At 67.7% G+C, this 13,864-nt stretch carries 13 protein-coding genes; 9 read left to right on the top strand and 4 right to left on the bottom strand.

The genetic code is table 11. From position 1 onward, the window contains the following. Positions 1-25: 25 nt before the first annotated feature. A complete protein-coding gene (locus G3M62_RS14360) occupies positions 26-262 on the bottom strand; it encodes a hypothetical protein (protein ID WP_165188096.1) in 237 nt (78 codons plus the stop codon). Between the two features lie 18 nt (positions 263-280). Next, the gene (locus G3M62_RS14355; protein ID WP_165188095.1) at positions 281-1,120 is read right to left on the bottom strand and encodes an ATP-binding protein; all 840 of its coding nucleotides are present in this window, start codon (positions 1,118-1,120) and stop codon (positions 281-283) included. Positions 1,121-1,241: 121 nt separating this feature from the next. On the opposite strand from G3M62_RS14355, the gene yajC reads away from it, so the two are divergent. From yajC to G3M62_RS14325, 6 genes are all read left to right on the top strand, one after another. Further along, entirely contained in the window at positions 1,242-1,550 is a 309-nt protein-coding gene (yajC, locus tag G3M62_RS14350; protein ID WP_165188093.1) for a preprotein translocase subunit YajC, read from the top strand. Positions 1,551-1,606: 56 nt separating this feature from the next. Further along, a complete protein-coding gene (gene secD, locus G3M62_RS14345) occupies positions 1,607-3,208 on the top strand; it encodes a protein translocase subunit SecD (RefSeq protein ID WP_165188091.1) in 1,602 nt (533 codons plus the stop codon). Between the two features lie 8 nt (positions 3,209-3,216). After that, positions 3,217-4,167 (top strand): protein translocase subunit SecF, encoded by a 951-nt coding sequence (gene secF, locus G3M62_RS14340; RefSeq protein WP_165188089.1) that lies wholly within the window; start codon positions 3,217-3,219, stop codon positions 4,165-4,167. Between the two features lie 2 nt (positions 4,168-4,169). After that, positions 4,170-4,523, top strand: a complete 354-nt coding sequence (locus tag G3M62_RS14335) for an Mth938-like domain-containing protein (protein WP_165191320.1) — start codon at positions 4,170-4,172, stop codon at positions 4,521-4,523. A 193-nt stretch (positions 4,524-4,716) separates the two neighbouring features. Next, positions 4,717-5,331, top strand: coding sequence for a urate hydroxylase PuuD (locus G3M62_RS14330; RefSeq protein WP_165188087.1), 615 nt, complete (start codon positions 4,717-4,719; stop codon positions 5,329-5,331). A 204-nt stretch (positions 5,332-5,535) separates the two neighbouring features. Then, positions 5,536-6,279 (top strand): squalene/phytoene synthase family protein, encoded by a 744-nt coding sequence (locus tag G3M62_RS14325; protein ID WP_165188085.1) that lies wholly within the window; start codon positions 5,536-5,538, stop codon positions 6,277-6,279. Between the two features lie 147 nt (positions 6,280-6,426). On the opposite strand, the gene G3M62_RS14320 is transcribed toward G3M62_RS14325, so the two are convergent. Next, on the bottom strand, positions 6,427-7,494 hold the full coding sequence (locus tag G3M62_RS14320; protein WP_165188083.1) for a hypothetical protein: 1,068 nt from the start codon (positions 7,492-7,494) through the stop codon (positions 6,427-6,429). A 60-nt stretch (positions 7,495-7,554) separates the two neighbouring features. After that, positions 7,555-9,648 (bottom strand): alpha/beta hydrolase family protein, encoded by a 2,094-nt coding sequence (locus G3M62_RS14315; RefSeq protein ID WP_165188081.1) that lies wholly within the window; start codon positions 9,646-9,648, stop codon positions 7,555-7,557. Between the two features lie 287 nt (positions 9,649-9,935). Here G3M62_RS14315 and lpxC point away from each other — a divergent pair, with 287 nt between their 5' ends. The 3 genes from lpxC (at position 9,936) to recN (ending at position 13,775) form a co-directional block, all read left to right on the top strand. After that, positions 9,936-10,832 carry a UDP-3-O-acyl-N-acetylglucosamine deacetylase gene (lpxC, locus tag G3M62_RS14310; RefSeq protein ID WP_165188079.1) on the top strand — a complete coding sequence of 299 codons (897 nt, stop codon included), beginning with the start codon at positions 9,936-9,938 and terminating at the stop codon, positions 10,830-10,832. 155 nt (positions 10,833-10,987) lie between these two features. Next, positions 10,988-11,953, top strand: coding sequence for an outer membrane protein assembly factor BamD (locus G3M62_RS14305; protein ID WP_165188078.1), 966 nt, complete (start codon positions 10,988-10,990; stop codon positions 11,951-11,953). A gap of 127 nt (positions 11,954-12,080) precedes the next feature. Beyond that, positions 12,081-13,775: a DNA repair protein RecN gene (gene recN / locus G3M62_RS14300; RefSeq protein ID WP_165188076.1), complete on the top strand. Its 1,695-nt coding sequence runs from the start codon at positions 12,081-12,083 to the stop codon at positions 13,773-13,775. Positions 13,776-13,864 lie beyond the last annotated feature (89 nt).

Here is a 13,864-nt window from a genome sequence, read left to right as displayed (position 1 = left end):
ACAAGGGGGAGGGAAGGGTTTCGGGTTATTCCTGACCCCAGCGCCACTTCCACGGCGCATCGCTCTTGACCCGCGTGATCACGCAGAACACCGCCACCGCCACGAGGATGATCGCGAGCCGCCAACCGGCGTGCTGTTCGGCCAGAATGCTGCTGCCGAGAACCAGGGCCATGAAGCCGGCCGTCATCAGCCAGCCTTCCCAACTGCACGGCAGACCAGCGCCGAAACCGTAGCGCTTCACGCGAAACCAGGGCTTGCCCATCTGGGCCTCCGAAGGGTTTTACGCGGGCAAGCTTACACCCAGCTCCCCGGCCAGGTCACGAATGAACTGATAGGCCACCCGGCCCGAGCGGGCGCCGCGCAGCTGCGACCACTGCAGGGCCCGGCGCTCCAGGTTCTCGACCTCCAGGCCGAAGCGTTCGGCATAGCCGTGGATGGCGGCCAGATAGGTCGGCTGGTCCATGGGGGGGAAGCCGATCCACAGGCCGAAGCGATCGGAGACGCTCATCTCCTCCTCGGCGTCCTCGGCGGCGGCGATCGCGCCCTGCTTTTCGGCGTGGTCGCGCGGCATCAGGTGGCGGCGGTTGGAGGTGGCGACGAACAGCACGTTCTCCGGCGGGCCGGCCACGCCGCCCTCCAGGGCCGATTTCAGCGCCTTGGCGGCCGCGGCCCCGTCCTCGAACGACAGGTCGTCGCACAGCACCACGAAGCGTTCCGACCGCGTGCGCAGCAGGTCGAACAGCGGGGGCAGGGCGGTGACCTCGTCGCGGTCGACCTCGACCAGCTTCAGGGCCGGATATTCGGCGGCCAGCACCATGAAGGCCGACTTGGTCAGCGAGCTCTTGCCCGTGCCGCGCACGCCCCACAGCAGCACGTGGTTGCAGGGCAGGCCGAGGGCGAAGCGGCGCAGGTTCTCGACGAACCGATCCTTCTGCCGCTCGACGCCGATCAGCAGGTCCAGCGCCATCGGATAGTCGGGCGCCGGTACGAAGCTACCGCCGCCCGGCTCGTGTCGGAAAAGGCGCGCGCCGTCGAAGTCAGGGGCGGCCGGAGCGGGCGGGGCCAGGCGCTCCAAGGCGTCGGCGATGCGGGCGAGCAGGGGCAGGGCGGCGTCGGTCATGTGTTGCCTCCTAGACCCACCTCGCCGTCATTGCAAAAGGGGAGGTGAACGCATAGCTTCCGCCGACTTGGCGGGACCCCCATGTGTGGCGGGACGCCAGCTAGAATTTCTTGGAGACGACATGTCCGGTGGACTGCAAGCCCAACTGATCCAGATCGCGCCCATCATCCTGATGGTCGTGCTCTTCTACTTCATGCTGATCCGCCCGCAGCAAACGCGCGCCAAGCAGCACGCCGCCGCCATCGCCGCCGTCAAGCGCGGCGACAACGTGGTTCTGTCGAACGGCATGCTGGGCAAGATCGTCCGTGTCGAGGAAACCGAAGTGGGCGTCGAGATCGCCCAGGGCGTGACCGTCAAGGTGGTCAAGAGCATGATCGCCGAGATCCGCGCCAAGGGCGAACCGGCCCCGGCCAACGACCCCAAGAGCTGATCACCCTTCGTCGTGACCAAGGGGCGCCGAAAGGCGTCGTCTAGAGCCTGTAATCCATGCTGACCCTCTCCCGCTGGAAGATCACCGCCGTCATACTGTCGGTGATCTTCGGCATCGTCTTCACCTTGCCGAACCTTCTGCCGCAGAAGACGCTCGACGCGCTTCCCGGCTGGGTTCCCCATCAGAAGCTGAACCTCGGCCTCGACCTGCAGGGCGGTTCCTACCTGCTCTATGAGGTCGACACCGATGCGCTGCGCGCCGAACGCCTGACCAACATGGTCGAGGACGTGCGGACCACGCTGCGCAACGATCAGATCGAGTTCGGCGAGCTGGGCGAGGCGGGCGGGATCGTTCGGGTCCGCATCACCGATCCGAGCAAGGTGGATCAGGCGGTCAGCCAGCTGCGCCGCACCATCGGCGGGCCGTTGGCGGGCACGATCAGCGGTCGCGACACCACGATCAACAACAAGGGCGGCGGCCAGCTGGAGCTGAGCTTCGTGCCGGAGGCCGCCAAGGCCGACGCCGTCAAGGCGGTGACCCAGTCCATCACGACGATTCGCAACCGGATCGACAAGATGGGCACCAAGGAGCCGATCATCACGCCGCAGGGCAGCAACCGGATCGTCATCCAGGCGGCCGGCGAAAGCGATCCCGAGAAGCTGCGCGCGATCATCGGCCAGACCGCCAAGCTGACCTTCCAGATGGTCGACGAGACGGTCACCCAGGACGACATGATCGCCGGCCGCATTCCGCCGAGCGTGGTGGTGATCCCGGGCGTCCAGCCGGGCGCTCCGCCGATCCCGGTCTCCAAGCGGGCCCTGGTGACCGGCGAGGACCTCGTGTCCGCCAGCCAGGAGTTCGACAACCAGAGCGGCCAGGCCGTGGTCGGCTTCCGCTTCGGCGGGGCCGGCGCGCGCAAGTTCGGCGACGCCACCACCCGCAATGTCGGCAAGCGCTTCGCCATCGTCCTGGACGGCAAGTACATCTCCGACCCGCGCATCAACCAGCCCCTGCCGGGCGGTTCGGGCATCATCACCGGCAACTTCACGCCGGAAAGCGCCGCCGAGCTGGCCCTGCTGCTGAACTCGGGCGCCCTGCCGGCCAAGCTGAACCTGGAAGAGCAACGCACCGTGGGGGCCGAGCTGGGCGCCGACGCCGTGCGGGCCGGCTCGATCTCGCTGGCCGTGGGCGCGGCGGCGATGTTCGTGTTCATTATCCTGGCCTACGGCCTGTTCGGCGGCTTCGCGGCCATCGCCCTGTTCGTCAACGTGCTGATGATCATCGGCATCATGTCGATGACCCAGGCGACGCTGACCTTCCCCGGCATCGCCGGCCTGATCCTGACGCTGGCCGTCGCGGTCGACGCCAACGTGCTGATCTACGAGCGGATGCGCGACGAGGCCGCGGCCGGGAGGTCGCCCATGTCGGCGGCTGACACCGGCTACCGACGGGCACTGGTCTCGATCATGGACGCCAACATCACCAGCGTGATCTCGGCCCTGATCATGTTCTCCATGGGCGCCGGACCGGTCAAAGGTTTCGCCTGGACGCTTCTCATCGGCGTGTTCACCTCGTTGTTCACCGCCATTCTCATTACCCAAGTGCTCATCGGTTGGTGGTTCAAGGTCGCCAAGCCGAAGAAGCTGCCGATCGCCTGAGGATCACCATGGCTTCTTGGCCCCTTATTCGCCTGATCCCGCGCTCGACCCACTTCCGCTTCGTGAAGTGGGCGCCTGTCGCCGCGATCTTCTCTCTCCTGCTGATCCTCGGCTCGGGCGTGTCGTTCTTCACGCAAGGGCTGAACCTGGGCATCGACTTCAAGGGCGGCGTGGCGCTGGAAGCGCGCATGCCCACCCCGATCCCCACCGGCGAGCTGCGCACGGCCCTGGCCAGTTTCGGCGCCCATGACGCCCAGGTCCAGCCGTTCGGCTCGCCCAACAACGCCATGATCCGCTTCCTGCCCGAGGCGAACCAGAACCCGAACCAGGCCGCCGTCGACCTGGAAAACAAGCTGAAGCAGCGCTTCCCGACCATGACCATCCCGTCGCACTCGGCGATCGGGGCCAAGGTCTCGGGCGAGTTGCTGGGCAAGGGCTTCATGGCCCTGGGCATCGCCCTGGCCCTGATGCTGGGCTACATCTGGTTCCGCTTCGGCCTGTCCTACGGCACCGGCGCGGTCGTGGCCGTGTTCCACGACATCGTCCTGACCCTGGGCCTGTTGTCCGTGCTGCGGATCGAGTTCTCGATGACCTCGATCGCCGCCCTGCTGACGGTCATCGGCTATTCGATGAACGAGAAGGTCATCACCTTCGACCGGCTCAAGGAAAATCTGCGCAAGTACAAGACCACGCCGCTGCGCGACATCATCGACCTGTCGGAGAACGAGCGTCTGTCGCGGACGATCATCACCGGCACCACGGCCCTGCTGGCCCTGGGCGGCACGATGTTCTTCGGCGGCCCCGTGCTGTTCCCGCTGGTCTTCACCATGACCTTCGGCATCATCATCGGCACCTATTCGTCGATCTACATCGCCCTGCCGCTGATCCTGGTCTGGGGCGTCAAGCGGGGCGATGAGGAAGCCACGCCGATCAAGCTCGGCGCCGGCACCCGGCCCTGATGCTGCGCCAGCCGCCATCGATCGACGCCTGGGGCGGCGGCGGTTTCCGCGTCTCGGGCGACTGGCGTCCAGGTTCGCTGCTGATCCTGGACGATCAGCCGCTGACCTGGTCCGCCGTCAGCCTGGCGACCCTGACGCCCGACGACTTCGCCGAGGTCTTCGCGGCGGGCGGGGCGGTCGAGTTCGTGCTGCTAGGCGTGGGGCTGGTCAACGCCCTGCCGCCGCGCCCCGTGCGCGACGCGCTGAAGGCGGCGGGCGTGGGGCTGGAGTTCATGAGCACCGAAGGCGCGGCCCGCACCTACAACGTCCTGGCCAGCGAAGGCCGGCGACTGGCGGCGGCCCTGATCGCGGTTTGAGATCCTGCGTCCTTCGAGGCCCGCTTCGCGGGCGCCTCAGGATGAGGTTCGTGGGTGTTCTGAAGTCCTCTTCCCGAGGTGCGTAGCGTAGCGAAGCCTCGAAGGACGCAGGGCGGTTCTGTCCTGTCTATTTGCCGACTCTGCGCGGCGCCCTATACCTGACCGCAAGCAGGGGCATTAGGGGGCCTGAAACATGACCGCGCTACTTTCCAATTTCCGCAACACCATCATCCTCAGCGTCGCCCTGGCGCTGGTGATCGCGTTCGGCTTCGGGCACAGCCCGCACGGCTTCGACGAAGCCTATTTCCAGGCGGTGTTCCGCCTGTTGCACGTGTTCTTCGGCATCCTGTGGATCGGGCTGCTGTACTATTTCAACTTCGTGCAGATCCGCGTGATGCCGCAGATTCCGGCCGAGCTGAAACCGGCCGTCTCCAAGTACATCGCCCCCGAGGCGCTGTTCTGGTTCCGCTGGGCGGCGCTGGCGACCTGGGTGATGGGCGTGGCCCTGGCCTATGCCCGCGGCTATCTGGGCGAGGCGGCGACCTTCGGCCTGTGGGGCGGCTACGAGCGCGGCGTCGACATGGGCTTCACCTTCATCGGCCTGGGCATGTGGCTGGCGACGATCATGTTCCTCAACGTCTGGGGCGTGATCTGGCCGAACCAGAAGCGCGCCCTGGGCATCGTCGAGGTGGACGCCGACGCCAAGGCCAAGGCGGCCAAGATGGCCATGCTGTTCTCGCGCATCAACACGCTGCTCAGCATTCCGATGCTGGCCTGCATGACGATGTACCAGACGCTGTTCAACTGATTTATCTCCGCTCGTCCCGGTGAATGCCGGGATCCAGATGGAAGGGCGGTGTGGTCGACGCCAAGAGCACTGAGCTCTTCCAATCGGCCTCTCAGCTTTAGGATCTGGGTCCCGGCATTCGCCGGGATGAGCGGAATTTTTAGAAAGGCCCGCCGGCTCGGCGGGCCTTTTTCTTTTGGACGACGCGGCGCATAAGGCGCGCCCATGACCACGCTGGACATAACCCACCGCAACGACGGTCCGGACACCGATCTGGACGCCCTGGTGCGCCGCGTCGATCCCGACCGCTGGCTGGCCAGCCGCTTCATCGCCGATCCCAAGGCGCGGGCCGACGTCATCGCGCTGTACGCCTTCAACTACGAGCTGGCCCGGGTGGCCGGCGGGGTCAGCAACGCCCTGATGGGCGAGATCCGCCTGACCTGGTGGCGCGAGGCCATGGACGAGATCGCCGCCGGCCAGCCCGCCCGCAAGCATCCCACCGTCGAGGCCGTGGCCGCCGCCGGCTACCCCTTGAGCGCCCTGGCCGAAATGGCCGAGGCCCGCATGGCCGACCTCGAGGCCGCGCCGTTCGACACCGAGGGGGAGGTCCTGGCCTATGTCGACGCCACGGCCGGGGCGGTGATGATGCTGGCCGCCTGGCGGCTGGATCCGAAGGCCGACCTCCATGCCGTGCAGGACGCCGCCCGGGCCTATGGCCTGGCGGGCCTGTGGCGACTGAAGCGGGCAGGGGTCCAGCGCCTGCCGGCCGACTGGACGGGGGCCGATGTCCGCCGCCGGGTCGACGCGGCCCGGGCCAAGGCGAACGCGGCGCTGAAGACCCTGCCGGTGGCCGCGTTCCCGGCCGCCGCCCCGGCCGCCCTGGCGCGGGCCCAGACGCGCGGTCGTGAACTGGGCGAACTGGAGACGCGAGCCCGGCTGACCTGGGCGGTGGCGACCGGACGGGTTTAGGGGCCCTTTCCTCCGCTCATCCCGGCGAATGCCGGGACCCAGATGGAATGGCGGTGCGGCTGACGCCACGAGCGCCGAGCTAATCCAATCAGCCACTCAGCTTTAGGATCTGGGTCCCGGCATTCGCCGGGATGAGCGGATCAAAAACTAAGCCGCCTCCGACGGCTTCTTGGTCTGACGCGCCGCCTTGGTCAGCCGATCCAGCACGTCCGGCACCAGCTGTTCGGAAAAGCCGCCGATGAAGGCCCAGACCATCATCTTGGCGGCGTCCAGGGCTTCGGGGAACATCAGGCCGCGATTGACCAGGGTGATCGGGCAGTCGTAGCGGCAGGGCACGATCTGCGGAAACAGCGTCGCCGCGCCGGTCCCGACGATCGCCCCGTCCCGCACCAGGCCGCTGGCGAAGAAGGCCACCAGCACGAACGACACCGACATGCCCACGAAGGCGGCGATGAACACCGCCGTCAGGCCCTGGCTCAGGGCGCTGACCTGGCGCACGGGATCGATCTCGGACGAGGCCGAGGCCATGGCCGATTCCGTGCGGCGCAGCACCGAGACCATGGCCCCGGCCGCGCCCACGAAGGCGATCAGCGAGAAGTTGGCGATCACCGTCACCGCTTCGCGAATGGCGCCGGGCGGGGTGATGTTGGGCAGCACCCGGGTGAACATCAGGGCCAGGAACAGCCAGCACAGCAGCCCCAGGGCCCAGCGCCGCATCCGGCCGGTCAGGACCTCGCGCTCGCTGCTGAGCGTATAGAGCAGCTTCAGCCGTTCCAGCAGGCTCAAGGCCTCGGCTTCCAGCTCGGCGCGCGTGGCGTCCTCGCCGGCGAAGGTGACGTGGTCGAGCTTGAGGTTCTTGGGTCCGACGGCCTGGATGTAGCGTTCGCGCAGCTGCGGCACGAACCATTTCAGCCGCTCCAGGCCGTAGTCGCGGACCATCCATTTGCGCAGGTCGACGGCGGCGGCGATCTGTTCGCTGGGGTAGGGGCTGTTGAAGCCCTCGGTCAGACGCTTGAACTTCTCTTCGCGCTCGGCCTGGCTGTTGTCGTCGGTCGTCGAATCTTCTTCGGCGTGACCGTGGCCGCCGTGGCGCAGGGCGATCTCGGTCAGGTCCAGGTCCAGCTCGGCGGCCAGGATCCGGGCCTCGGCATAACGTCCGCCCAGTCTGGAATGCAGCGTGAATCGGTTCGAGATCGCGCGAAACAGATGAAACATGGCCGCCCCTTCCGTCTCCAAACCAACGGAAGGGGCGAATAGCTGCAATTTAAGAGCGCATTATTGGGCGGGTTCGCCCTTGGTCCACTTGTCGAGCCACTTCTGCACTTCGTCGTGCCACTGCACCGAGTTCTGGGCCTTCAGCACCCAGTGGTTCTCGTTGGGGAAGTACAGCAGCTTGCTGGGCACGCCCTTGCGCTGCAGGGCCGTGAAGGTCCCGATGCCTTCTTCCAGCGGCACGCGGAAGTCCTGGCCGCCCTGGACCACCAGGGTCGGGACGCTCCATTGGTCGACATGGTCGGCCGGGTTGAACTTGGCGTAGGTGGTGTTGGCCGCGTAGGGCGGGCCGCCGTTTTCCCACTCGCTGAACCACAGCTCTTCGGTGGAATAGCCCATGAAGCGGCTGTCGAAGATGCCGTCGTGGTCGACCAGGCACTTCCACGGCTCCTTCCACTGGCTGGCGATCCAGTTGACCATGAAGCCGCCGTACGAACCGCCCAGGGCGCAGGCGCGGTCCTTGTCCAGGAAGCCGTACTTGCCGGTCGCGAAGGCCCAGCCCTTCTGCAGGTCTTCCAGCGGGCGGTCGCCCCAATGCTGGCTGATCGCGTCGGTGAAGGCCTGGCCGTAGCCGGTCGAGCCGTGGAAATCGATCATCACCACGGCGTAGCCGGCCCCGGCGTAGGTCTGGGCGTTCCAGCGATAGTGGAAGAGGTTGCCGAACGATCCCTGCGGGCCGCCATGGATCAGGAAGGCCACGGGGTACTTCTTGGCCGGATCGAAATTGGCCGGCTTGACCACATAGCCGTGCACGGTCTCGCCGTTCCAGCCGGGGAAGCTGAACTGCTCGGCCTCGCCCATGGCCACGCCGGCCAGGGCCTCGGCGTTGTTGTTGGTCAGCTTGATGGGCGCGCCGGCCTTCTTGCCGGTGGGGATCGCGTAGAGCTGGGCCGGGCCCTTGAGGTTGTCCTGGGCGTAGACCAGGGTTCCGCCGCCCAGGGCGAGCGCGCTGACATGGCCTTCGCCGGTCAGGGCGTTGACCTTGCCGGTCTTGACGTCGACCGCGAACAGCTTGGTCTGGCCGATGTCTTCCGCCGTCGTGTAGATCGTCTGGCCGTCGGCGCTCCAGGTGATCGACTGGGCCGAACGGTCCCAGGCGGGCGACAGCTCGCGGACCTTGTCGCCCTCGCGGACCATGATCGCCAGGCGGTCGGCCTCGAAGCCAGGGCGCTTCATGGCCAGCCAGGCGGTGGCCTTGCCGTCGGGCGAGACGGTGGGCTGGGAGTCCATGGCCTTGTTGGTCGTGGTTTCGTTGACCGGCTTGGCCGAACCGTCCAGCGGAACGCGCCACAGGTCGTAATTGGTGCTCCAGGCCTCCTCGCGGTCGGCCGGCTTGGCCGAGAAGATCACCGACTTGCCATCCGGGGTGATGACGAAGTCCTCGTCGCCGCCGAACGGCTTGGTCGGCGCATCGCCGTTGAAGCCGTTCATCAGCGCCACCGGCGCGCCTGTCGCCACGCCCGCCTCGTTCAGCGCCAGGGCGTAGAGGTGGTTCTGCAGGCCGTCGTTCCAGGCGTCCCAGTGGCGGATGAACAGCTTGTCGAAGACCACGCCGGTGGTCTTGACCCCGCCCTTGGCGGCCAGCTTGTCCTTGGTGCAGTCCAGCGTGTCGCAATCGGGGAACACGGTCTGGGCGATGACGATGGTCTTGCCGTCCGGCGCGATCTTGAAGGCCCCGACGTCGAACGGAGCCTTCGTCACCTGGATGGCGGTCTCACCGGCCGCGTCGGTGCGGTAGACTTGGTCCAGGCCGCCGGTCCGCCCCGAGATGAAGTAGAGGCCCTTGCCGTCCGGCGACCAGCGGGGGCTGGTCGCGCCGCCTTCCGAGACGGCCAGCCGGCGCGGCGCCATCTTGGCCTTCAGGTCGGCGATCCACAGCGACATCGAGGCCTTGTTGGCCGGCAGGTCCATCGTCCGTAGGCTGTAGACCACGAAGCGACCGTCCGGCGACACGCGCGGATCGCTGATCCGCTCCAGCTGCACCATGTCCTTGGCGGTGAAGCCTCGGCCGCTTTGCGCCAGAGCCACCGGCGCGACGGCGAAGGCGGCCAGGGACAAGGCGAGGGCGGAGGCGGCTATGCGCAAGGTCTTGGTCATCGAAACGGGATCCAGGAGGGTGTTGGCGTCGAAAAACAGCCAGAGCCTAGCGAGGACGTGCGCGCGAAGCCAGGGGAAGGCGAAAGATCGTCCCTGAACGGCGTAAGCTCTGCAATGCGACAAAAAAGTGACCACTGATCGACCAAAAAAGCCATCAAAAACAATCCGCTAGTAAGGTAACAATCCGAAACAGGACTTGCTTTGCCGCGACGCAGCATTGTCCCTAAATGGTACGTGGGGCGAGAAGGCGGTCAGTGAACCGCCCCGCTGGTAGGTAAGGGTTTCAAGTGTCGGCTTCGGCATATTTTCAGCATACGGTCGCCGGACCGGTGATTTTCGCCGGGGTGGGCCTGCATACCGGATCGCACGTGCGCGTCGCCGTGCGCCCGGCGCCGGTCGACGCCGGCGTCGTCTTCGTGCGCACCGACGTCCATGATCGCGACAACCGCGTGCCGGTCTCGCCCGACGCCGTCTGCCAGACCCAGCTGGGCACCGTCATCAACAACGCCGCCGACGTGCGCGTCTCGACCATCGAGCACCTGATGGCCGCCCTGGCCGCCCTCGCCATCGATAACTGCGTCGTCGAGCTGGACGGTCCCGAGGTTCCGATCATGGACGGCTCGTCCGAGCCCTTCGTCCAGATCCTGGACCGCGCCGGTCGCCGCAAGCAGGAAGCCGCCCGCCGCTACATCGAAATCCTCGCGCCCGTCGTGGTCGAGGAGGGCGACAAGCTGGCCAGCCTGTCGCCGTGTGACCGCTTCGAAGTCGCCTTCGAGATCGCCTTCAACAGCAAGGCCATCGGCCGCCAGCGCGTCGACCTGGCCGTCGACGAGGAATCGTTCCGCGCCGAGCTGTCCGACTGCCGCACCTTCGGCTTCGTCCGCGACGTCGAGGCCCTGCGCGCCATCGGCCTGGCCCGCGGCGGCTCGATGGAGAACGCCGTGGTCATCGACGGCGACCGGGTCCTGAACCCCGAAGGCCTGCGCCGTCCCGACGAGTTCGTGCGCCACAAGGCGCTGGACGCGGTGGGCGACCTCTACGTGCTGGGCGCGCCGATCATCGGCCGCTTCGAGGGCGTCCTGGCCGGCCACGGCCTGAACAACGCCATCGTCCGGGCCCTGATGGCCAACCCCTCGGCCTGGCGGATGCGCGCGCATTCGGTGGAACTGGCGCAAGCCGTCTGACAATCTGATACGAACGCATCGGTCTTCGACCTGATTTGGTCAAAAAGCCGATGTCTGTAGGGTTTGGGCGGATTCCTCGGGGGATTGCGTCTTGGGGCGTATCCTCGTCACGGCTCGGCTTCCATTTGCGCCCGCATCGGCGTGGTGTAGAAGCCTTGCACGGCGCAGGGGCGCACGTTTGCTTCGAGGGTGAAAAGTCCGTGCTTCGTAATTTCTCGGGACGCCAGGCCGCTACCGTCGCGACCGCCGTGCTGGTCGCCCTGTCGGTCTCCGCCTGCGCGGGCAAACACAAGAAGCCGTCTCTGGCCTATGAAGAGCGCCCGGTGGAGCTGCTCTATTCGACCGGCGCCAACCGCCTGGACCGCGGCAACTGGAACGAGGCCGTCGACTACTTCCGCGAGGTCGAGCGCCAACACCCCTATTCGGAATGGTCGCGCCGCTCGATCCTGATGACCGGCTACGCGCACTACCAGGGCAACCAGTACAGCGAGGCGATCTCGGACGCCGACCGCTTCATCGGCCTGTACCCGGGCAACCCGTCGGCCTCGTACGCCTACTATCTGAAGGCCATCTGCTATTTCGAGCAGATCGTCGACGTGAACCGCGACCAGGCCGCCACCGAGCAGGCCATGGCCGCGCTGCGCGACGTGGTCCAGCGCTATCCCAACTCGGAATACGCCCAGGACGCGCGCCTGAAGATCGACATGGTCAGCGACCAGCTGGCCGGCAAGGAAATGACGATCGGCCGCTACTATCTGAAGAACGGCCAGACCCTGGCGGCCATCGGCCGTTTCCGCACCGTGGTGGATCGCCACCAGACCACCTCGCACACGCCCGAAGCCCTCTACCGCCTGGTCGAGAGCTACCTGACCCTGGGCTTGCTGGACGAGGCCAAGCGCAACGGCGCGGTGCTGGGCTACAACTTCCCGGGCGACGCCTGGTACGCCGAGGCCTACAAGCTGCTGACCAACAACGGCCTCAAGCCCGCCGTCGAGCCGCTGAAGGCCGGCAACAAGAAGAACATGCTGGATCGCCTGATCCACGACAAGGACACCACCCTGGCCCCGCCAGGCGCGACCAAGACCAAGAAGGGCGGCCTGAGGGGCGTCCTGGGGATGTAGATTTCAAACGGGCCGATCCTCCAGGATCGGCCCGTTTTCCGTTCCGGCTCGGCTCCAAAAGCCGGTGAGAACGTGACGAGAACAAGCCCTCTATGAAAAACCGTGATTCCCGGCGATCCTGCGCGACATGCTGATCGGTCTCTCCATCCGCGACGTCGTGCTCATCGAAAGCCTGGACCTGGCCATCGGCCCGGGCCTGACCGCGCTCACCGGCGAGACCGGGGCGGGCAAGTCGATCATTCTGGACGCCCTGGGCCTGGCGACGGGCGCGCGGGCCGATGCGGGGCTCGTTCGTCGGGGAGCCGCCGGCCACGCCAGCGCCACGGCCATGTTCGCCCTGCCGGCCGACCACGCCGCCTTCGCCTATCTGGACGACAAGGGCCTGGACTACGCCCGCGACGAGGACTTGGTCCTGCGCCGCCAGCTGTCGCCCGACGGCCGCTCCAGGGCCTTCGTCAACGACCAGGCCACCAGCGTCGGGGTGCTCAAGGACCTGGGCGCGCTGCTGCTGGAGGTCCATGGCCAGCATGAGACCGTCGGCCTGCTGGACGTGCGCACCCATCGCACCCTGCTGGACGCCTTCGGGCAGGTCCGCGTGGCGACCGTGGCCTCGGCCTGGAGCGGCTGGCGCGCCGCCCGCGAGAAGGCCGCCGCCCTGCGCGACCTGGCTGACCGCGCCGCCGTCGAGACCGAGGAACTGACCCTGCGCCTGTCCGAGCTGGACCGGCTGGATCCGCGCGAGGGCGAGGAGACGGCCCTGGCCGAGGAGCGGGCCCTGCTGGGCTCGGCCGAGAAGGCCCTGGCCGACATCGCCGCCGCCAGCGAAACCCTGGGCGGTGACGCCCTGTCGGGCAAGCTGGCCAGCGCCTTCCGCGCCCTGGAACGGGCCCGCGACCGCGCCATCCAGGCCGGCGCCCCCGCCGACGGTCCGGCCGTCACCCGCCTGGCCGCCGCCTGCGAGGCGGTCGACCGCGCCCTGGTCGAGGCCCAGGAAGCCGTCGCCGCCATCGACGCCGCCGCCGAGAGCTTCGAGTTCGAGCCCGACCGCCTGGAAAAGGCCGAGGAGCGTCTGTTCGCTCTGCGCGCCATGGCCCGCAAGCTGAACGTCGCTACCGAGCTGCTGCCCGGCAAGCGCGCCGAGTTCGCCGCCCAGCTGCAGGCCATCGAGACTTCGGGCGAGGCCCTGAAGGCCGCCGAGCAGGAAGCCGCCGACGCCCGCGACGCCTATCTCTACGCCGCCCAGGCCCTGTCGGCCGAGCGCCGCGCCGCCGGCGACCGCCTGGCCGCCGCCGTCGAGAGCGAGCTGGCGCCGCTGAAGCTGGAAAAGGCCCGGTTCCGCGTCGCCGTCGAGCCCCTCGACGAGGATCGCGCGGGCCCCACCGGCGTCGACCGCGTGGCCTTCGAGATCTCGACCAATCCCGGCGCGCCGTTCGGCCCGATGGAGGCCATCGCCTCCGGCGGCGAACTGGCCCGCTTCGCCCTGGCCCTGAAGGCGGCCCTGGCGGGCCGCGAAGGTCCTCAGCCGCTGATGATCTTCGACGAAGTCGACCAGGGCGTGGGCGGGGCCGTGGCCGACGCGGTGGGCCTGCGCCTGAAGCGCCTGGCGGCGAACGCCCAGGTGCTGGTCGTCACCCATTCGGCCCAGGTCGCGGCTCGGGCCGACGCCCACTGGCGGATCGCCAAGTCCGGCGACGACACCTCGACCCGCACCCGGGTGGAACCGCTGTCGACCGCCGAGCGCCAGGAAGAGATCGCCCGCATGCTGTCGGGGGCCGAGGTCACCGAGGCCGCACGGGCGGCGGCCAAGGCGCTGATCGGGTAGTTCCACCGCGCCGCAAAGCTCAAACGGCTGTCATCTCGGAAGCCCCGCAGTGGCTGTCCGTGACCCAGGGGACTGGGCAGATGCGGTGC

The sequence above is a fragment of the Caulobacter soli genome, assembly GCF_011045195.1.
Taxonomy (GTDB): Bacteria; Pseudomonadota; Alphaproteobacteria; order Caulobacterales; family Caulobacteraceae; genus Caulobacter; species Caulobacter soli.
The sequence above is the reverse complement of the archived record's forward strand: the minus strand, read 5'-3'. Positions and strand labels throughout refer to the sequence as shown.